This window comes from Desulfonema magnum, from assembly GCF_017377395.1.
GTDB classification, from domain to species: Bacteria; Desulfobacterota; Desulfobacteria; order Desulfobacterales; family 4be13; genus Desulfonema_C; species Desulfonema_C magnum.
The window spans coordinates 820832-841580 of the sequence record NZ_CP061800.1; the positions used below are offsets into that span (position 1 = coordinate 820832).

At 45.2% G+C, this 20749-nt stretch carries 18 protein-coding genes and 1 pseudogene; 3 read left to right on the forward strand and 16 right to left on the reverse strand.

Going from position 1 to position 20749, the window contains the following annotated elements; genetic code table 11:
• Nucleotides 1-183 precede the first annotated feature (183 nt).
• From priA to dnm_RS03265, 5 genes are all read right to left on the reverse strand, one after another.
• Nucleotides 184-2625, reverse strand: a complete 2442-nt coding sequence (priA, locus tag dnm_RS03245) for a replication restart helicase PriA (protein ID WP_207681287.1) — start codon at nt 2623-2625, stop codon at nt 184-186.
• Between the two features lie 74 nt (nt 2626-2699).
• A complete protein-coding gene (gene selD, locus dnm_RS03250; RefSeq protein WP_207681288.1) occupies nt 2700-3755 on the reverse strand; it encodes a selenide, water dikinase SelD in 1056 nt (351 codons plus the stop codon).
• An 11-nt stretch (nt 3756-3766) separates the two neighbouring features.
• On the reverse strand, nt 3767-4234 hold the full coding sequence (gene ybaK, locus dnm_RS03255) for a Cys-tRNA(Pro) deacylase (protein ID WP_207681289.1): 468 nt from the start codon (nt 4232-4234) through the stop codon (nt 3767-3769).
• A gap of 699 nt (nt 4235-4933) precedes the next feature.
• The gene (locus dnm_RS03260; RefSeq protein ID WP_207681290.1) at nt 4934-5683 is read right to left on the reverse strand and encodes an acyl-CoA dehydratase activase; all 750 of its coding nucleotides are present in this window, start codon (nt 5681-5683) and stop codon (nt 4934-4936) included.
• Nucleotides 5684-5697: 14 nt separating this feature from the next.
• Nucleotides 5698-6975, reverse strand: a complete 1278-nt coding sequence (locus dnm_RS03265; RefSeq protein WP_207681291.1) for a double-cubane-cluster-containing anaerobic reductase — start codon at nt 6973-6975, stop codon at nt 5698-5700.
• Nucleotides 6976-7859: 884 nt separating this feature from the next.
• Here dnm_RS03265 and dnm_RS03270 point away from each other — a divergent pair.
• Nucleotides 7860-9086 (forward strand): LL-diaminopimelate aminotransferase, encoded by a 1227-nt coding sequence (locus tag dnm_RS03270; RefSeq protein ID WP_207681292.1) that lies wholly within the window; start codon nt 7860-7862, stop codon nt 9084-9086.
• A gap of 17 nt (nt 9087-9103) precedes the next feature.
• Here the strand turns inward: dnm_RS03270 and dnm_RS31125 are convergent, their stop codons facing one another.
• Complete coding sequence (locus dnm_RS31125; RefSeq protein ID WP_276571847.1) at nt 9104-9226, reverse strand: hypothetical protein; 123 nt, start codon at nt 9224-9226, stop codon at nt 9104-9106.
• A 241-nt stretch (nt 9227-9467) separates the two neighbouring features.
• Between dnm_RS31125 and dnm_RS03275 the strand changes: the two genes are divergently transcribed.
• Nucleotides 9468-10169 (forward strand): zinc ribbon domain-containing protein, encoded by a 702-nt coding sequence (locus tag dnm_RS03275; protein ID WP_337833599.1) that lies wholly within the window; start codon nt 9468-9470, stop codon nt 10167-10169.
• Between the two features lie 111 nt (nt 10170-10280).
• Complete coding sequence (locus dnm_RS03280; protein ID WP_207681293.1) at nt 10281-11303, forward strand: radical SAM protein; 1023 nt, start codon at nt 10281-10283, stop codon at nt 11301-11303.
• 130 nt (nt 11304-11433) lie between these two features.
• Here dnm_RS03280 and dnm_RS03285 read toward each other — a convergent pair whose 3' ends face one another.
• The 10 genes and pseudogenes from dnm_RS03285 to dnm_RS03330 form a co-directional block, all read right to left on the reverse strand.
• Nucleotides 11434-11790: a hypothetical protein gene (locus dnm_RS03285; protein WP_207681294.1), complete on the reverse strand. Its 357-nt coding sequence runs from the start codon at nt 11788-11790 to the stop codon at nt 11434-11436.
• Between the two features lie 127 nt (nt 11791-11917).
• Complete coding sequence (locus dnm_RS03290) at nt 11918-12313, reverse strand: PIN domain-containing protein (protein WP_207681295.1); 396 nt, start codon at nt 12311-12313, stop codon at nt 11918-11920.
• Nucleotides 12300-12551 carry a hypothetical protein gene (locus dnm_RS03295; protein ID WP_207681296.1) on the reverse strand — a complete coding sequence of 84 codons (252 nt, stop codon included), beginning with the start codon at nt 12549-12551 and terminating at the stop codon, nt 12300-12302. Before dnm_RS03295 ends, dnm_RS03290 begins: the two co-directional genes overlap by 14 nt.
• A 128-nt stretch (nt 12552-12679) precedes the next feature.
• Nucleotides 12680-12772 (reverse strand): annotated as a pseudogene (locus tag dnm_RS03300) (type II toxin-antitoxin system YoeB family toxin); the annotation flags it as partial.
• A gap of 212 nt (nt 12773-12984) precedes the next feature.
• Complete coding sequence (locus tag dnm_RS03305; RefSeq protein ID WP_207681297.1) at nt 12985-13905, reverse strand: surface lipoprotein assembly modifier; 921 nt, start codon at nt 13903-13905, stop codon at nt 12985-12987.
• Nucleotides 13906-14338: 433 nt separating this feature from the next.
• On the reverse strand, nt 14339-14644 hold the full coding sequence (locus dnm_RS03310; protein ID WP_207681298.1) for an STAS domain-containing protein: 306 nt from the start codon (nt 14642-14644) through the stop codon (nt 14339-14341).
• 79 nt (nt 14645-14723) lie between these two features.
• Nucleotides 14724-17186 (reverse strand): SpoIIE family protein phosphatase, encoded by a 2463-nt coding sequence (locus dnm_RS03315; RefSeq protein ID WP_207681299.1) that lies wholly within the window; start codon nt 17184-17186, stop codon nt 14724-14726.
• A complete protein-coding gene (locus tag dnm_RS03320; protein ID WP_207681300.1) occupies nt 17183-19051 on the reverse strand; it encodes a methyl-accepting chemotaxis protein in 1869 nt (622 codons plus the stop codon). Before dnm_RS03320 ends, dnm_RS03315 begins: the two co-directional genes overlap by 4 nt.
• A gap of 255 nt (nt 19052-19306) precedes the next feature.
• Complete coding sequence (locus dnm_RS03325; RefSeq protein WP_207681301.1) at nt 19307-20095, reverse strand: substrate-binding domain-containing protein; 789 nt, start codon at nt 20093-20095, stop codon at nt 19307-19309.
• Nucleotides 20096-20197: 102 nt separating this feature from the next.
• Nucleotides 20198-20362, reverse strand: coding sequence for a hypothetical protein (locus dnm_RS03330; RefSeq protein ID WP_207681302.1), 165 nt, complete (start codon nt 20360-20362; stop codon nt 20198-20200).
• Between the last annotated feature and the right edge of the window lie 387 nt (nt 20363-20749).

The window sequence follows — 20749 nt, forward strand, 5'->3', positions numbered from 1 at the left end:
AAAAGTGACGCAATGCGCAGCTTATAATGCCACGAAGGCACAAAGGCACGAAGTTTCACGAAGGCTCTCCGTGTCTTTGCGGCATTCTCTTTCCGGTTAAAAAAAAGTCGCATACGGTCCGGCTTTCTGAGAATGTCACGGTTTTCCCCGGAATGGCAGGGCCTTCCCTGAATTCGTATTTTTTCAAAACATCAAAAACGGATCCACATCCACAACGACTTTGACCCCCCGATAATTAAACATAAACGAATTTTTGGACATGAGCTGACGGACAAACCTGTGAAGCTGTTTCACATTGAGTCCTTTCAGAAGAATCTGCCACCGGTATTGGTTTGCGATCTTGGAAACAGACGCCTCAATGGGACCCAATATTTGCACAGATGATGAAAATGCCTCATTGTTTTTCTGCAAGTCATGACAAATCTCACCCATAGCCAAAGCAAATTCACGGGTTTTGCCCTTGTCTTTGCCTGAAATTTTCAACTGAATCAGTCTTGAGACCGGCGGATAGCTCAGGGCTTCTCGGAAAAGAATCTCCTTGTCATAAAAACGCCTGAAATCCTGTTCTCTGGCGCAGACCATGCTGAAATGATTCGGATTATACGTTTGGAGAATGACCCGCCCCGGGACATCTCCCCGCCCGGCTCTTCCCGCGACCTGGGCCAAAAGCTGAAACGTCCGTTCTCCGGCCCGGAAATCCGGAAAACAGAGCGAAAGATCCGCACAAATAATCCCCACCAGCGTAATCCCCGGAAAATCATGCCCTTTTGCCACCATCTGAGTTCCCACAAGAATATCTGTCTTGTGATTTCTGATATCTTTCAATATGTTTAAAATCGTGCCTTTCCGTGTGGTCGTGTCCCTGTCCATTCTCGCGACCCTTGCATCCGGGAAAAGGGATTTCACTGCTGCCTCGGTCTTTTCCGTGCCAAGCCCCAGGAGCTTGATGCTGGAAGAATTACAGGTCGGGCACTTTGCATCAGACGGGAGCGTGAAACCGCAGTAATGGCATTTATACGCCTTTTCCGCCTGATGAAATGTCAGGGTGATATCGCAATTCTCACATCCCACAGGGTCTCCGCACGCGGCACAGACCGGGAAACCGGCAAAGCCCCGGCGGTTCAGAAAGAGAAGAATCTGCTCCCCGCGTCCCAGGGTCTCTTTCATTGCCTGGTAAAGTTCCGGCGTAATAAAACGGCTGATACCGTGGTTATCCCTGCTTTTGCGAAGATCAACAACCGTGATATTCGGAAGCGGGCGTTTCTCCACCCGCTCGGTCAGGGTGACTTCCTCGAATTTTTGGGTTTTCACATTATGATAAGACTGAACCGAAGGTGTGGCGGATCCGAGCACGGCAACGCCGTCTGACAGCTTTGCCCTGACCACCGCAATATCCCGGGCATTATAAGGGAAATCATTCTCCTGTTTGTAGGACGTATCATGCTCCTCATCCACGATAATCAGACCAATATCCCGAAAGGGCGCAAAAATGGCTGATCTTGCTCCGATGGTAATCCGGGCTTCATTGTTAATGATGCGTATCCACTGATCATATCGCTCGCCAGATGAAAGCCCGCTGTGGAGAACTGCCACGCAGTCTCCGAAACGGGCGCGAAACCGCCGCTCCATCTGGGATATGAGGGCGATTTCAGGAACCAGCACCAGCACGGATTTTTCTTGTCTGATGACCTCAGCCGCAATTTGCATATATACTTCGGTTTTTCCGCTTCCGGTAACCCCTGCGAGGAGATATGCTGCAAATCCTTTTTCCAGGGAATCTGTGATTTTGGAAATGACTTTTCCCTGCTCTTCCGTAAGCGTATGAGGGGTATCCGGCTGTATGGGATCACCAAAAGGGTCCCGGTAAACTTTTTTTTCAAATACTGAAATATATCCTGAATCCGACAAAAATTTTATGAATCCCGCGGATTTCGGAAGCTGTTCTTTTAAATTTCTTATGGAAATTCCACCTTGGGCTTCTAACAGATCAATGATTTTTTTTCGGGATGCGTAAAACCTGTCATCAGGAATATCAGAGCGAATTAACGAGACATACCGTTCTGTTCTTGAGCGTGTTTTCCCGCCCCCCAGGGTTCTTTCCCTGACAAGCCATCCGGATGTTTCCATGACATGGAGCAGAGAATTGGGAATATCCCGGTTCAGTTTTTTACAGAGTGTTTTCAACTGGCAGGGGCCTTGTTGCAACTGGCCTAAAATTTCACGTCTTAACGGAGTAATATCATCCTCGGAAAGCGCATTTTTACCCACTTCTGTAATGGACAGGGTGACAAAATCATAAATATTCAGCCCCTTGGGAAGCGCGCTGTGGATGACCTCGCCCAGCGGATGAATATAATAGTCCGCAATCCATTTGAAAAACGGTATCATGGAAGGAGGAAAGAGCGGGGTCTCATCAAGGACATCCAGAATCACTTTGATTTCATATTTGTCTGTGTATTCACCCGGTCCGAGGATGTATCCTGTAAGCCTGCGTCTGCCAAAGGGAACCAGCACCCTTTTTCCGGGAGATGCAAAAGAGAAAAGTGTCTCCGGCACACCGTAAATAAACGTCTTGTCTATGGGAAGCGTGATGGCTACTTCGATATATGCTGAATGTGGTGTCATTTGGTAATGCACCTTATCAGAACTTAATGGCAGTGACGTGAAGCATGAGAATGAGGAAAACTAACAACTAACAACTAGCAACTAACAACTGACAACTGACAACTGAATTCGGACACAACCTCTCCGATAATGGCTGATGAATCCATTCCTTTTTTCTTTAATTCACGGAGCAAATCGTCCGCATTTTCTCTGCTTACGCAAATCAGCAGGCCCCCGGATGTCTGGGGATCAAAAAGAATATACGGAACAGAGGGATTTACAGAACTCGAAATTTCTGTCATTGACTCCCGAAACTCCTTGTTTTTATATGCTCCGGCCGGAATAAGTCCCATCCCGGCATATTCAAAAGTTTCATGAATAATCGGAATGTTATCCGCCATAAGCCTTATTCCCAGACCCGTTCCCTCAACCATCTCTGCCAGATGTCCCAGCAGACCAAAGCCGGTAACATCCGTACACGCATGAACAGGAAAGTTGCTCATAACCTCGGCAGCGTCTTTATTCAGCGTTGCCATAAGGTTTGTAACCGTCTGTATAATTTCTTCGGAAGCCAGGCCCGCCTTAATTCCGGTGTTGATGATGCCCGTTCCCAGCGGCTTGGTCAAAATCAGCTGGTCTCCGGGTTGAAGGTTCTGCTTTGTGAGAACCTGGTCAGGATGAACAAATCCCGTGACAGACAGGCCATATTTCAGTTCATTGTCTTCCACGCTGTGACCACCCACTAAGACAACTCCCGCCTCTTTCATCTTATCCGATCCGCCCTCAAGAATCCTGCGGAGAACAGACATATCCATTTGTTTCAAAGGAAATCCCACAAGGTTCATGGCAGTTTTAGGAATACCGCCCATCGCGTAAATATCGCTCAAAGCATTGGCAGCGGCGATCTGTCCGAACCAGTAAGGATCATCAACAACCGGCGTAAAAAAATCCACAGTCTGAATGATGGCAAGGTCATCCGTAATTTTATAAACACCGGCATCATCCGCACGCTCCAAACCGACAATCACATTCGGATCAGTGGGAAAATCAAGCCCGCATAATGCTCTGTCCAGGTCCCCCGGAGGCAATTTTGAGGCTCATCCCGCGCCGGCGACAGTTTCAGTAAGTCGAAGATTTTTCAGAGTTGTCATAGTTTCAAATTTCAAGTTTCAAGTTTTAAATCAGCTACCTTACAGTTCAGTGCCTTTATAATATCATCAGGTGTCATTTTTAACATGACCCCCCTCTGACCGGCATTGATAACGATTTCATCATAATCTGTGAGGCGTTCTTCCATTACAACAGATAAGCGTTGTTTTGTTCCGAAGGGGCTGATACCGCCCACAAAGTATCCGGTGAGCCGTTCGGCTGTTGCAGTGTCGGCCATGGCTGCTTTTTTAACGGAGCAGGATCGGGCAAGATGTTTTAAAGAGAGATGTTTATCCCCGGGCATAAGAGCCAGTGCATACTTTTTATTTCCCAGATCAGCCACCAGCGTTTTGATAGTTTGTTCAAGAGGAAACCCGATGGCTCGGGCCGCGAATACAGCTCCCTTTTCTTCATGTTCATACTCGATAATTTCAAAAGGAATGCGCTTTTGTTTAAGAAATTTTGCAGCTCGTGTTGGCATGATTTCTCCCTGTCAAATCCCAAATCCCAAATCCCAAATAACAAATAACAATTTTTTGAATTTAAGTACCTGAGCAAAAGTCTTTATATCTTTTTTCCTGCGAACGGCGAAGAAACACGGGTTTTTCCTGCGAAGGAGAGCGCATCATACCAGGAAAAAAGCTGGGTTTCTTTTCCGAGAAAATATCAGAAAACTTATGATCTGCTATTTAACAGGCGGTAAAGGGGCATGTCAACTCATTCGCATGAAAAATATGCTTTTTTCCACAAAACGGGCAAGGGAAAGACAGCCTGACCTTTGCATCCAGGATTTTATTTCCGGCATCATCCAGTATAACACCCTGGTTTTCAATAACATCGAAGTGTTCGGTTTCAAAAATCTCATTTGTCTCTGGGCAAACAAAAATAAAATTCATTCAGTTTCACCATTAAAAAAGGAGTGCAAAAATTTTATTTTTGCATAAAAGAGGAGTGCAAAAATTTTATTTTTGCATAAAAAAGGAGTGCAAAAATTTTATTTTTGCATAAAAGAGGAGTGCAAAAATTTTATTTTTGCATAAAAGAGGAGTGCAAAAATTTTATTTTTGCATAAAAGAGGAGTGCAAAAATTTTATTTTTGCAAAGCGAGCGAAGCGACGCTTGGTTTTCTCGGAATTGCCTGAATATTCTCATTTTTGCGAAAATAAAATTTTCGCACTCCTCAGTTCGCTTCCGCGGCCAACAAAGCCGCCCCCAATGCACCGACCATCTGCGGATCTTCGGGAACCAGGATATTCTGATCAATCGCCTTTTCCAACAAATGACGCATACAGGGATTTTTGGCAACCCCTCCGGCAAATACAACAGACGCATTCAGCGAGACCCTTTTCAGCATTCCCACAGCGCGACGTATCACAGAATTGTGAAGCCCCAGAGCAATCTCCCCCCGGTCCTCTCCTTTTGCCACCAGAGACGTGACTTCGGATTCCGCAAACACTGTACACATACTGCTAATCTGAATATCTTTGTTTGCCCCGAGCGCTTCCGTACCAAATTCATCCAAATCATAACCCAATGACCGGGCCATGATTTCCAAAAATTTTCCCGTGCCTGCCGCGCATCGGTCATTCATTTCAAATTTTTTTATTCTTCCCTCGTCATTCAGCGCGATGGCCTTGCTGTCCTGTCCGCCGATATCCAGTATTGTATGCGCCTGAGGAAACAACGTTCTGACTCCCACCGCATAAGCTCTGATCTCCGTGACCGTGTCCGAGTTAAAAGCAGTTTCAAAAAGATGACGCCCATAACCGGTGGACATAATAGCGTCGTATTCCACACCGTTAAGAAGTGTTTTTGCCTGTGCCATGGGATCGAACCCGCTGTCCGTCTGCCTGCTTTCAATAACTTCCTGACCTTCTGTCACCACCAGCTCAATACTTCGGGAACCAATATCAATGCCTGCGTACCGCATAAAAAATATCCCTTTTATTTCAGCAATTCCACAAAAGCTTCCACTCTGGTTTTTAGCTGTCCCACATCCTCCATGGTGTAATCCGTATCAATACGAAGCGTGGGAATATTCTTTTCTTCAAGCGCCTTTTCCACAGGAATAGCCTCCATAAGATAAGGTTGGCAGAACTGAAGGCCGTAATGAATCACACCGTCCGCGTTACAGGTTTCAGCCATTTCAAGAATGTGATTCAGACGATCCGGATTGGGAGTGAAAATAGCACAGTCTATGTTAAAATAGCGGTCAGCAATGGCCTCAATAAGTTCATCCACGGTATTGGCGGAGTCATTTGTCAGATTCCGTGTCCCCCTCTCTCCCACACAGGATTCCTCTCCCACAATGACAGCACCTGAGGTTTCAATAATCCAGGGCAGTTTCCAATTCGGAACCGCCATGGGGCAGCCTGATACCAGAATTCTCGGCGTGTCTTCCGGGAAAACCCCTTCTTTTTTTTCGATCCGTGCTTCCAACTCATCACAGATTTTATTTACCGAATCTGTAAAGCGGGCCGGATTATCATAGAAAAAAACCTGATTCGCCAATAAGGCGTCCAAACCGGAAATCGGAACCGGAATGGCCTTACGCAGACGCATAAGCCTTTGAACTGCTTTCCGCTTGCTATTTACGATCTCAATGCCTTTTTTCAGGCTGTCTGCGTCAACCGTGACACCGGTAAGTTCCTCAACTGCCTCCTTAAAGCGGATATATTCTGCTTTTAAAAGCGCCCTTCCTTCAGGGGATTTCATCTGGGGAATATCCATGATATACAGATTCGGAACAAGTATTTTCAATGTCTCATAAGATTTCTTTTTGCCGTCGCAGGTGTTCTCTCCCACGATCATATCTGAGCATTCCAGATACGGACAGACCTTGCCCAGCTTGAATCCGAAGGAAGACTTGATGAGAGAGCAGGTATTCCGAGGAAGAAACTTTTCCACCTCTTCTGTGGCAAAGTCAGCCCCTGAACAGAGACCCACAAGGGTTGCATTGGCAGCCAGAACAATCTCTTCCGGTACAAAAACACAGTATGCCCCGATAACTTTGCGACCGGCCGCTTTTTCATCCAGCAATTCTTTAATGCGAAGACTGTGAACTTCGCTCATGACAAAATCAAAATAGCCCATCCCCTCGGGGCGATTTTTTTGTGCAAGATAAATATCCTGGTAGCCTTTTCCCAGAACTTCAAGCAAAGCATCATGTGCCTCAAGGTCCAGCCCCATGTTTGCCCACATCTCTTTATAGTCTTCGCTCATTTTTTTCTCCTGAAACAACTCGCTTGTGATTTGTGACTCGCTCTGAGTTTCATGCCTCATTGTGATCGGCAGTTCATAAACAGAAAAATACCGGAACCGATGAAATTTTTCGTCTGTTTTCGTATTCTTTCGTATTCTTTTTCGTGTGTTTCGCGGTTAAAAAGCCGGTCTGTCCGTCATTTTTCAGACACGCTCTCAGAGCCACAAAGACACAAAGTGACACAAAGAGATTTCGTGAGCCTTCGTGCCTTCGTGTCTTCGTGGCAAAAAACAGCCGCAAAGCCGCGTTCGGAATTACTTTTCAAACACGCTCTAAGCAAATTTCAACGGAACTAATAGAGCGGATAGTTATTTTTGTCAATTCGCTTCTTTCTATAAGACAAAGGGTTCCCATAGAAAATATCAATAGTCAGGGGAGGAGGGGCGAGAGGCGAGGGGTTATGAATTTGTGCTTTTTTATTTCTAACACTTGGTGGTGTTCTAAAACTGGACTTGCTCCGATATTTACCAAATTGATTCAGAGGGTTAAAAAGTTCAGCTCCACTTTTAGAACATTACCCTAACACTTGCTACTTATTACCCCCTCCCTGACCCCTAATCCCTAAACCCCTTGCCCCTTGCCCCTCGCCCTTGGCCCCTTGCCCCCTTGCCCCCCAACAATCTTCATTGACACACAGGCTTTACTTCTTTATAATCTCAGTACATGGAAAATTTACATTCCCTCGTTCCCCTCGTTCCCCTTGTTTCCCTTGTTTCCACGCTTTGCGTGGGAATGCCTTCGGGATGCTTCGTGTCCCGGACAAGCAGAGGAATCAGAACGCGAAGCGTGGGAACGAGATCGCCAAATGTTTATCTTATAATGTTATGAATTTGTGAGGTTTTTTATGATCAAAGTCAATGAAAACTATCAGAAGCTTCAGGCTTCCTATTTATTTTCAGATATTGCCAAACGTATTTCCGCGTTTCAGGAAGCTTATCCGGACAGAGAGATTATCAAGCTTGGTATCGGTGATGTCACCAGGTCACTGCCCCGGGCCTGTATTGACGCATTTCATCGGGCTGTGGATGAAATGGCTCAGGACATTTCTTTCCGGGGATACGGACCTGAACAGGGATATTCATTTTTACGGGAAAAAATTGCTGAACACGATTTCAAAGCCAGAGGGGCGGATATTTCGGCTGATGAAATTTTTATAAGCGACGGAGCCAAGTGTGATACCGGAAATATCCAGGAGATATTTGCTTCGGACATCAGGGTTGCCATTCCCGATCCGGTTTATCCGGTTTATGTGGATACCAACGTCATGGCCGGCCGCACCGGTGATTTTGACAACGGCAGATACAAAAATCTCGTGTATCTGGAAAGCACGAAGGAAAACGGATTTGTTCCGGCCCTGCCCCGGGAGCCTGCGGACCTGATTTACCTGTGTTTTCCCAACAACCCTACCGGTGCGACGATTACCAAAGAAAAACTTCAGGACTGGGTTGACTTTGCCCGTGAAAACAAGTCGCTTATCCTTTTTGATGCGGCTTATGAAGCATTTATGCGGGATGATACCCTGCCCAAGTCCATTTATGAAGTTAAAGGTGCATGTGAAGTGGCAATTGAATTCAGAAGCTTTTCCAAAACCGCGGGATTTACAGGAACACGCTGTGCGTACACAGTCGTTCCAAAAACCTGCATGGCTTATGACACCAAGGGGGAAAAACATCCGTTGCATTCCCTGTGGAACCGGCGTCACACCACAAAATTTAATGGCGTGTCTTATCCGGTTCAGCGTGCGGCCGAGGCCATATACAGTAAAGAAGGCAAAGCCCAGGTCAGAGAACTTTCAGATTATTATCTGAAAAACGCGGCCCTGATTCGCCAGGAAATGACCGCGTTGGGATTTGAATGCGTGGGCGGGGAGAACTCTCCATATATATGGGTGGATGGAAAAACAGACTCCTGGAAATTCTTTGACATGCTTCTTGAAAAAGCCGGAGTGGTCTGCACACCCGGAGCAGGATTTGGGAAATGCGGACAAGGATACATCAGAATCAGTGCGTTCAACAGCTTTGAAAATGTACAAAAAGCCATGTCAAAAATAAAACAAGCCATCTCTTTATGATTCACTAAACTCAAGTTTCAAGCTTCGAGTTTCAAGTTTCGAGTTTCAAGTTTCAAGTTTCGAGTTTCAAGTTTCGAGTTTCGAGTTTCAAGTTTCGAGTTTCGAGTTTCAAGTTTCGAGTTTCGAGTTTCAAGTTTCAAGTTTCAAGCAGTTGACAAATGAAAAATGGGGCTTAGTTTTTTTTATATAAAAGACATTCCGATCCCGAAACGAGCATTTTTTCGTAAGCTCAGAAAAAGGGTTATATCTGAGACTGAATCAGACTTCCGAAGTTTTCAAAACTTCGGGAGTCTCAATGGTGATGTAACCCGGACGCCCCCGGTTTCACAATTGTGAGCGCGGAAAAAGGTCATTTTCAGACGGAAAACAGAGAAAACAAATATGACGGACGGAGGTAAGAAAAAAATGGCCTTTGAAACCAAAGAACAAGTTTTAGAAAGAATTATGGAGCAGGAGAAGCCCAAATGCCCTCACTGCGGCGCGGAAATGCACATTTGGGAAGTTCCTCCCATCACTTTTAGCGACGGGCTGGGCTGGGGCACGCCCTATCTGTTTTTGTGTTTTAATGATGACTGTCCTTTGTATGTTGAAGGATGGGAAAATTTACAGGAAAATTTTGGTCAGACCGCGTCTTATCGGTGCATGTGTTATCCCGGTACAGATCAGTTTGAATGTATGCCTGTATTCAGTCCCGTAGGTGCCCAGGGACAGATTATTGATGACGAGGTTGTTCTCCAGGAGGAAGTTCTCAAAGAAAACATAAAGAAAGGTTTTTCTATTCTGGCGGACTGCTATGTGGGAAAAGACGGGGTGACAATTCTCAACCTGCTTCTGGATCCGGGTCAGCCTGCAAGGGTCAGAGTCAAGGCGGCGGAAATGATTGGTGACATCGGAGAATTGGAAGCCATTGAACCGCTCAGAAACAAAAACTTTGGCAATGAACTTATTCAAAAGCAGGTTGAAGATGCAGTGAAAAAAATACATGAAAGATTTTTCACACGAGAATGCCCCTTCTGCGCTGAAATCATAAAAAAACGGGCGAATATCTGCAAGCATTGTGGAAAAGAAGTTGCCGGACAATAAAAACTCTCGTTACGAGGCTCTGCCTCGTAACGCATACCAGAGGCTCTGCCTCGAACACAAAAACAACGAATCACAACAACCCGATCATATCCGGCGAACCGGAAAAAGCAAATGACAACAAAGAAAACCGTTTCCTTCTCTAAAAACTCGACAAACATATTTTTTCACATTCTCACCCGCTGCAACCTCAGATGTCAGCACTGTTACATAAACCCTGTTCAGCACGGAGAAAACACGCTTCCCTTGTCAACCATAGCGGCATGGTTGGAAGCATTTGCCGAAAAAAGTGACAGAGCCAACGTCATATTCTTAGGCGGGGAACCCACGCTGCATCCTGAACTCTCCCATGCTATAAAAAAAGCAAGACAGCTAAACTATGGTTCTGTAACCGTGGATACAAACGGATATCTGTTTCATGATATTCTCTCAAAAGTAAAGCCGGAAGAAGTGGATTATTTCAGTTTCAGCCTGGACGGTGCCACGCGGGAGATGAATGACAAGATACGGGGAGAAGGGTCTTATGATAAGTGTATTGCAGGCATTCGTGAATCTGTTTCCAAAGGATTCGCCACCAGTCTCATATACACAGTAAGCAAAGTCAACCTCCATGAACTTGAGATGATGGTTCCCTTAGTAAAAGAACTCGGCATCAGCAGGTTTTTCATACAGGTCATCGGCATCAGAGGAAAATCCGCAGATCCCTCCGCACCGCTTCAGGAAGCATGTGACAAACTTCAGGTTTCAAGAGAGGAGTGGCTGGACATCATTCCCAACGTCGCGGAAAAAGTCGCGGAATTCGGAATAATCGTGACTTATCCGAAAGTCTTTTTAGACCCGGAAGAAGCTTTTGAGTGTGCGGGTCTGGTTGCGGATAATTATTTCATATTTCCCAATGGCAGAGTGTATCGCTGTCCCTTGTGCGAGGACTTTCCCCTTCACAGCTTGCGCTTTGAAGACAACCAGCTGGTTCGGACCGGGAAGATCAGTGAAAGCGATCTTTTTGAGCTTGATATCCCCGAAGGATGTGTAATGAATAAGCTCATACAGCCTGAAAATCTGAGCTATAAAAATGACGGGACAGCAGAATACAAAGTTGCCTGCTGCATGTTGAAAGAAGAAATCTTGCAGAATTGATATTTGTGCGTGGTAAATTCCGCTGCGCTCCGTCCACCCTGCATTGCATGTCCCGCACACACCTTGGAAACTTTTCGATCTGCTGAATGTCCCGGCGTGCAAAATTTTTGCGAAAATTCCGCTTAACAGTTTAATTGGAAATATTTCTCAGAATAGCGGTCACTTCGTCGGTTCCGACTTTCCCGTCCGCGTTGGTATCCGCATTAGAACACATAGCACCGACGTCTGTTCCGGTCAGCATCCTTAATATCCGCATAACATCCCGCATGTCGGCAAATCCGTCGGTGTCGGTGTCGCCATCAGCACATCCGTCCACAACAAGCTCCGTCACCGATTCCTTGGCAGCATCCCCGGGTTCGTTGGTTGTGCGGGTGATGTCATTTATGCCGTCGCCATCGGTATCATATGAGACTGTTCCTGTGAGCGGTACGGTCTCCCCTGCGACCGCACCGGATTTCACTCTCAGGTCAAAAGGAGATTTCCGCATTTTCCCCTGTCCCGATGTCGCCGGTCCATTCGATCTGATTCTGTTCGCTGTTGTACGCAGGCGATGACGCTCTCCCGATTGTACGAAACGCCGAGCAGACCGCCAATCCCTAATACTGATGCTCAGGCTATTCTCTCAGCCAATTTTCCAATCTTAAATTTTCTATATGCTGAAAATGTTTTGTGTTATCAGTGACGAATATAGCATTGTCCGCCACCGCAATGGCCGCAATCAGCATGTCAGTCTCACCTGAAGGACGGCCTTTTCGCCGGAGAGAAAGACGTATTCTGCTGTATGAATCCGCACTTGCCTGATTAAAATCAATGATATCAACAAGCTGTGCGAAAGCGTTTAAATTCCGAAGATTTTCCGTACTTCTGGCTGAAGCCCTCGCTCCGTAAAGCAGTTCACCTAATACAAGCGAACTTATTGCAACATCAGGCAAATGAGATTTCAGTTTTTCAGCAACAGCCTGATTGCCGTTCAGATAGGCAATGACAATACAGGTATCAAGATGCCGCATCAAAATTCACCTCACGGGGCCTGCTATCACGCCGATGTTGTTCAATTTCCGTAAAAATCTCGTTCAGACTGCTATCATCTGCCCATGAGCCGCATAATCTGTCAGCCAGTCTTCGCTTTTCTTCCAAAGACAGGGATTCTGACTGTCGTATATCTACGATGACAGGCAGACCCTCAGGCAGATTTATTTCGTGTAATAACTCGATATATCTGCCGCTGATAATGCCTTGTATCTGCATTTTTCTTTCCTTTACATTAATAATGCTGAATAATAATTTTCAATTCTCAATACATTTTGAAAAGCCGGGTTTCCCATTTGAAAACATTTTCACAACCGGGGCGGGAAACCCGGTTTTTTTATGAATGTTTATTTGTCATAGTGATACCGGCATTGTGCTATGATCAGTTGTCCGTTTTTCACTGTATAAACGAGCCGATGCTCATCATTTATCCGCCTGCTCCAGAATCCGCTTTATTCAAATTTTAACTTCAGCACTGAGGAAAATTTTGCCGAATTGAGAATTGAGGATGTAGGGTGGGTGGAGCGCAGCGGAACCCACCATATGCTGATATCCGGCTATGCCTGGTGGGTTCCGCTGCGCTCCATCCACCCTACATTGCTAATAATTTTTGCCGGACGGAGTTTGCAACCCCGTCCGAAATATTTTCAGGCTAATAACTGACCACCACGGACAAACTTGCCACCTTTCTGGCATATTCGTATAGTTCCATACTGGAATTGTTTTTTGTGTAATCGAATTCTGCCAGGGCTTCCAGGTTCTCATCAAGTTCACGGGAAAGCGATATGCCCGCGAAATACTGATGATCTTCCCGTTCCGCGTGATAGTTCCTGTTATAATATTTTCCAACCAGATCGAGATTTATCTCCGCGGGAAGTTTAAAAGATATCCCCAGCTTTGTCGCAACCTGCTCATAGCATTCATTCATACGGGATGCTGTGTTGTCCTCATACCCGATTTCCCCGAACAAATATCCTCTGTTATTTGAAAAGCAGTAATAAACATCCAGGGACATATTGTTGGCGTATCCGTCCCTGGTGTCATCTGAAAGATAATCATTCTGGCGATAGCTGTATGAAAGCCGGGTAAAAATATTTTTACCGACCTTCCACCTTATTTCGGGTTTCAGTTCGTGACGCAGCAGATATCCCTCGGAATCCACCATGAAATAGGACGGCACATAGCTGAATGCCAGAGTAAACGGATCCAGATGATATTTTGTGTAAAGTGTGCCAATGCTTCCGGTGAGATTATATTCATGCACATCACCATACAGCGTCTGATAATGGCTGTATCCTGCGCCCATCTTAAAGGCTTTTGTGTTAATAAAAGTGTAATCACTTGAAAAATATCCCTCAAAAGCAAAGTCCTTTTCATTCTCGGTATCATCCTCATCCAAAAGCGCGCCGTTATTATCATCAAGTCGGACATGGTCGTCATACTGAAAACCCACTTTCACCTGAAGACTGTAAAGCTTAATTCTGCTGTTTGCTTTGGCTTCTTCCGCATTTGCAGATAAAAACAGTATAAAAACAAACAAGACGATTAAAACAAAATTCAATACTCCTTTCATGGTATGCGTCCTAGCATTAATGATTTATTTGCCATTTCTGAATTTTTGCCAAAATTTAAATTATCAGTCATATTGCTTATTCCATGAAGCAGAGCCAGATGTCAATGGGGCGAAAGGAGTATTTTCTGGTAGTAGTTTTCCTTAGTAATTTTAATTATATATATTAAAACAGTACCCGAACAAATAAATTCTCAGGGGTGAAACTCGGAAAATCCGAACATATGGAAATCATGTAGGACGATTTTTCAAATTGTCTGAAAAACAATTTGAAAAATCGTTTTTCATCTCACTCGATAATCAGTTTTTTGATTTGTTCCGGGCCGATGCCGCGGTTCCGAGACTGTGGATTCCTGCTTTCGCAGGAATGACAAAAAAAACTTGATTATCGAGTTTCCGGAACCGTTCAAAAGGTGATCATTCTGATCATGAGCGTTTATTTCGAGATACTAATGAGTTTATTTATGTCCAGGTCCAGAAGCAGATCGTAAATATCCCCGGAGACATTTTCAATGCGTATCTTTCCTCCGGATGCTGCCAGTATTTTATAAAAAAGGATGAGCTGCCCAATGGCTGAACTGCCGATGTAAGCAACATCTTTGAAATCCAAAACCAGCTCGCTGAGAGAACCTTGATTCAGCCCGCGAAAGCCTTTGTCGAGAATATCCGCGCCCTTTTCATCAAGATCGCCGCTGAGGGCAAAGCGGGCACATTCTTTTTCATGAGTAACTTTAAGTTTCATGTCTTATTATTTCTCCCATATAAATCAAAGCAGAGTCAGGCAAAAATCAGAATTTCTCTATTCTCACTTTCATCATTTATCACAGTTTCATCAGGTGTTCTTTTCGCCTGAGATGCACCTTTGCCACCGAATCACGATGCTTTCTGAGTGACAGGATCAGATGCCTGCCTCCTTCTTCCCAATGCACTGTGTCCGAGAAACGTCGAATAATATAGAGTCCTCTTCCGGATGCTTTGGTCAGATTTTCCTCTGATTTCGGATCAGGAAAGCGACTGAAATCAAACCCATCACCTTCATCAATAATTTCAAGGTGAAAATCGTTTCCATATCGCCAGCGAACAGTTAAGGATTTTCTGCTGTCCTGCTGATTGCCATGTGTCCACGCATTAATCATGCTTTCTGTGAGTACTGATCGGACCCCCAGTTCAGAATATACAAAGCCCTGGCGTTTTAACCCATACAGAATTTCTTTATATAACTCATTTATGATTTCGGAAAGCTCATCTGAATCTCCCGGTCTCAGAATTCTTTGATTATACGCGTTCCGATTTTCAATCTCAAGACAAAGTATGGTGATATCATCATCAGACGTGTTTTTTGAAAATGGTATGACTTCAACATCACTCATTTTTGAAACAGCCTTTAAAATACCCCGCATGATATCAGAAACAGACAATGCAAAATCACGGCAGAGCATATCACCGATAAGATATTTCAGTTCTTCAAATGTTATAAACCGCTTCTTATTTGCCCTGGGCATGTCGGTCAGCCCGTCTGTGTAAAAAATCAGTTTGTCACCCGCCTCAAGCTGACATGATGCTGCTGAATATGCTGTCCCGGCATTAAGAGGAACAGGTGTATTTCTTCCGGATTTACCACGTTCAGGCAGCCCTTTTATTTCATTTCCCCGGATGAGAAAAAAGCGCGGGTGTCCGGTTGACAGATACCTCATTTCAAGGGTCTGATGATCAATCTCCGCATTAGCAGAAGTAAAAAAATCTCTTGGCTCAAAAGCATCTGAACGGCAAATCGCATCATTCAGCCCGGATATGACCGCTTCCAGCGGCATCATTTCATGTTTGCTCAGGATTTCATGATGAATCAGATCGGTAATAATGCTTCTCAGAACACAGCCGACTTCATGCCCTGACTGATCTTTCAGACTGACCACTGTTTTTTCATGTCTGCCCTGACCCTTGGCGGCGATGTTCCGAACAAAGTAATGGTCTCCTCCCTCCTTGAAACACGGGACGGAAATGACCTCTGCAAATAATATCAGATCATTTGAAAGGGGGGTATGACGCGGGGGAACACCGTTTGTCATGTATAGGAGATGTTTTGCCAGATCAATGCTGATCTCCTGTTTTTTCATGAGATTTTTAATATCTGTTATATCTAACAGGCTTTGTACCAGATATTCCCGGTCTTTCACCTCAGCCTTTGCAACGGATCTCCGGGTATAAACAAGTTCCTTATCCTCTTTTTGCAAAACATATTCATCGCTGAAAGTGCGCTGGGACGGGTTGGCCTTGAGCCCGTCAGAACACAGATCATAGAAATCACGTCCGATAATATTTTTTTTTGTACGTCCGAGCAACTGAGATGTCCACGGGTTTACGTCAAGAATTTTATAGGATTCAGGGTCTATGATCATCACACTTGTCTGAATGGCCGCCATTATTGCTTTTAGATAGGCTTCCTTTTCTCTCAGTGATTCTTCTATTTCCCGGCGTTTGGTCATATCCGTTGACATGGCCCCTACGCCTGTTATTTGGCCATTTTCGTCAAGTATCGGATATCGGACCGTGAGATAGGTGCGCATAATGTCTCCGACCGGAACCTGCTCTTCAAATTCCAACTGTCTGCCGGATTTGATTACCGCCCGGTTCTGCCTGGCCCGGGCAAAGGCCATTGACGGCGGAAAGATATCCGCGTCCGTCCGTCCCACAACCTGGCTCGGAGACAGACCAAAGACCTCTGTAAAACGCGGATTGATCAGCTGATATCTTCCTTCCAGATCCTGCTGAATCGTGATCATCGGGGAATAATTAAGCACGGTCTGAAGCTGGCGGTGAGTGCGGTCTTTCTCCATATATGCTTCTTTCAGAGCCTGCTGATTATTCCAGTTGATCAGCAGAGACGTCGCGAGCGACAGCAATTCTTCGATTCTGACGCCTCCTGTTCCTTCTTTTTTTATAAAATAGACATCTCTTTTCAGGTTTTTTATCAGCTCATCATGCGTAATATCATACCCCGTGAAAATGATGATAAAAACTTCGGGATCAATTGAACGCACAGCCTCGGCCGTTTCAAGCCCGTTCATGGCAGTCATCCGCATATCCAGAATACAGAGAGGGATTCTCCTGTTGTTCTCAAATTCTGCCCGGAAGAATTCAACAAGGGGTTTGCCGTCTTCAAACATATCAGTCTCAAAGGAGATACTGTTATCTGACATCTCAGAATGTTCGTGCGGCGCAAAAATTTTTTGCAAAATATGAAGATAAAGCTTGTTATCATCAGCGATCAGAATCCGCCAGTTCAATTATCTGCTCCCCCCACCATGGCTGCCAAGGCTTTCACATAATGTTCCAACTGCTCTGCCTGGGCTTTCAGTTCCTGGGAAGCGCAGGCAAATTCTTCGGCATTGGCGGCATTCTGCCAGATCACTTTCCCCATTTCGGCAACCCCCCTGTTAATCATTTCAATATTCCGAGCCAGCGCTTTGGTCGCCTCAGTAATCGCGGTGGTTTTATCCCCCATGACTGTCGCAGATTTGACAATGCCTTCAAAATCGCTGTTCATCACCTTTACTGACACTGCGGATTCAGCTATCCTTTTCAGGGTGGTATCCAACAGGTTCTGGGTGTTTTTTGCAGCGTCCGCCACTTCTGTAGACAAGTTCCTTACTTCATGGGCCACAATGGCAAATCCGGAGCCGGCGTCACCCGCACGGGCTGCTTCCACGGCAGCGTTCAGCGCCAGCAGATTGGTCTGAAATGCGATTCCGTCAATGACTTTGATAATCTGTCCGATCTGACCGCTGTCCTTTTCAATCAGGGCGATTTTCTCAGTCAGATCAACAAGAGACATCACGGTTTTGACGGATTTTTTGATGTTGTCGTGCATTAACTGTCCGGATCCCCGGGTCAGTTTCGTGGTCTCTTTGCTTGCGCCGGCCATTTCATTCAGAGATACGGAGGTCTCCTGGGATGCTGCTGCCTGCTCGGATGTTCCCTCTGCCAATTGTTCGCTTGTGGCTGAAATTTGAGCAGACGCGGATGTCAGTTTCAATACAGCATCGGAAAGGCCGCTGATGACGTTCCGGATGGGGCGTTCAATTCTTGCGGCAATAAACAGTGTCACTATACCAAAAATAATTAATGATACAATGCCGCATCCGATAATCCACTTTTGCAAAGAATGTTTTGTGGCAATGCTTCCGGCGAGGATTGTTTTCCGAACCCGAAGCGCTTCCAGAGGAATGCCGACCCATGCAATTCCGATTTTTTCACCGTCAGATGATTTTATTGCGGAACTGGCGGTGACGTAGCTCTTTCCCGCAATTTCCATAACAGTGTTTATGGTTGGCGATTCGTCTGTCTGATATATCTTTGTCATATAATCCGCGCTTATCTGAATATCCGGGACATTCACACCTTCCTTGTCATTTTGCTTAAATCCGGCATGGGCAAGGGGAATGGTGTCGAGATAAAAAATGCCCGCATTTCCGGTGGCACTATGCAATTGAATGAGCGGCTTGTGGAATCCGTTAAGCAGTTTTCCAGTGACACAGACCCCTAAAGGATCTCCGAAGTCATTCAGGATGGTGCCCAGGGAGGCCAGGATAATCCCCCCTTTTCCGGCCATATCCCGTTCACCGAGTCCGAAGGCTCTGAGAAATTCAGCATTATGTCTTGATACGACATTCAGTATTTCACTTTCTTCTTTTTTTAAAATTGCCAGAATTTTTTTACCCGGATTCCATGAGTTGAAATGGTTTTCCGCTTGTATCACATCCGGGTCTTTTGGAAAGGATGCCTGAAATTTTCCTTCAGTGTCATATATCACTGCAAAATCCATACTTGAATTTTCACATGATTGCTGAAGTAATTTTGTCAGGGAGTTGATCAACTGGCTTTCCAGATTATGAATAACAATGTCGGACTCAGATATATCTTTTGTATGACGACGGACATTTTCCCTGATATCATCTAAAAATGTGAGAAGTATCCTGTTGTGGCCCTGAAGAACTGACTCTGTTTGGAGAATCAGGTCTTCATTCAGCATCTCTGCCTGGTGAGAAATGCTTTTTTCAAGTTCCCAGGATACCAGACCGCCTATCAGCCCCACGATTAAGGTGACTGCCAGAGAAAAACTGATAACTATTTTAGTTTTTATCGTTTTCATATATGAACTGAAATGCTGAATGTTTTCTCTGTATCCAAATTTCAGATTCTGACGGATGTTGCTGATCCGTCATGTTTTCGAAAGTACAGGGAAGGAGGATAAGAAAAGGAAAATGTGCCTTCCCTGTGCTTTCCGCGGGACTGTCTGCGGCACGGTCCGCTGTCATCCCTGCCAGTCAGCAAAATTCGTCAGAATCAGCAAAATTTCAGAGTGAATTTGAAAAGTCATATGGGAACTTTTCCCCCTCTTACGGTCCTAAAACGGTGTTCCGCCAGCGTTTCTGATTACATCGTGCGCTGCCTCGGATGTGGCGAATTCTACAAATTTTTGAATAAACCCGGTTTTATTTTTATCTTTAAATACCAGACCTACCGGATGGGAACAAAGATAATCCGGGTCGGCCGGACTTTTGCCGTCAATATTCAAAATCCTGACATCCGCATGTGTGGCAATGCCATAGGTTCCGAAACCGATAGCCCCCTGTTTTTTCTGAACTACGTCAAGTGCGTCTGAGTCACTGAATACGGTTTTTGATCTGCTCAGGATATCTATCTCTTCAAATCCCGGAAGACAGTCTTCCAAAGTCTCAGTCGCGCTGTCTTCTTCCTCCCGTGTGACAACTCTTAGTTTAAGATTTTTACCACCGAGGTCCTGCCAGTTCCTGATTTTCCCGCTGTAAATATCATTAATCTGCTGAACGGAAAGATTTTTCACTTCCACCCCTGTATTCACAAAAAATACAATCTGGACCTTTGCAAAAGGAATATATGTAAGACCATACTTTTTCTCCCGCTCATTGAAATCCCTTGCAACTCTGGCAATCACTGCCCGGTCCTCTGCCACAGCCCTGATCCCGCCTCCGGAATCAATGCTGTCAGGAATTTTTACAGAAATCTCCGGATGTTGTTTTTCAAAAGCAATACCGATTGCTTTGAAAATCGGCTCGCCGTTTTCTGTGCCGACAAGATTTATCTCCTCTGCCATAACCGTGTTGGAAAGCAGCAAACACATCATCGTTGCCGCAATTAAAGAAAAAAGCTTCATTCTTCATTCCTCCTTTCCTAACATATTATCAATATTAAAAAAATATCCGGAGTGCAAAAATTAAGCGAAGCGATTTTTTGCATTTTACCGGAATTATTCTGATTATAACGGATTTGGGGGAGGCCGGTCAAGCCCCGTGGGGGCGGCATATTTGTAGCAGCAGGTTTGCAAGCCCCCGCCAAGCCCCGTGGGGGCGGCATATTTGTAGCAACCAGGCGAATATGCCGCCCCTACGGGGCTTGAACGGCCCGGCATGATGAATGCCACAAATATGCCGCCCCCACGGGGCTTGAACGGCCCGGCATGATGAATGCTACAAATATGCCGCCCCTACGGGGCTTGACCGGCCCGGGATGATGAATTACCAGAAATATGCCGCCCCTTTGGGGCTTGGCCAGCCTCCCCCAAATCCGTTATAATCAGGAATTATTTAATTAAGCGGTGCAAAAAAATGCTTCGCTCAATTTTTGCACTCCGGATTTATGGAAATTTTCAATCTGCTTAAACTTACAGTCTGGCAAAAAAACTGTTTACGGGACACTTGAGTTAATATGTTAATATCTGATATTTTTTTTAAAATCAAGTATAATATGGCAATGGCTGGGATTCTGTATCTGAATAACTAATGTATTTTTAATCAATTAAAAAACAGCA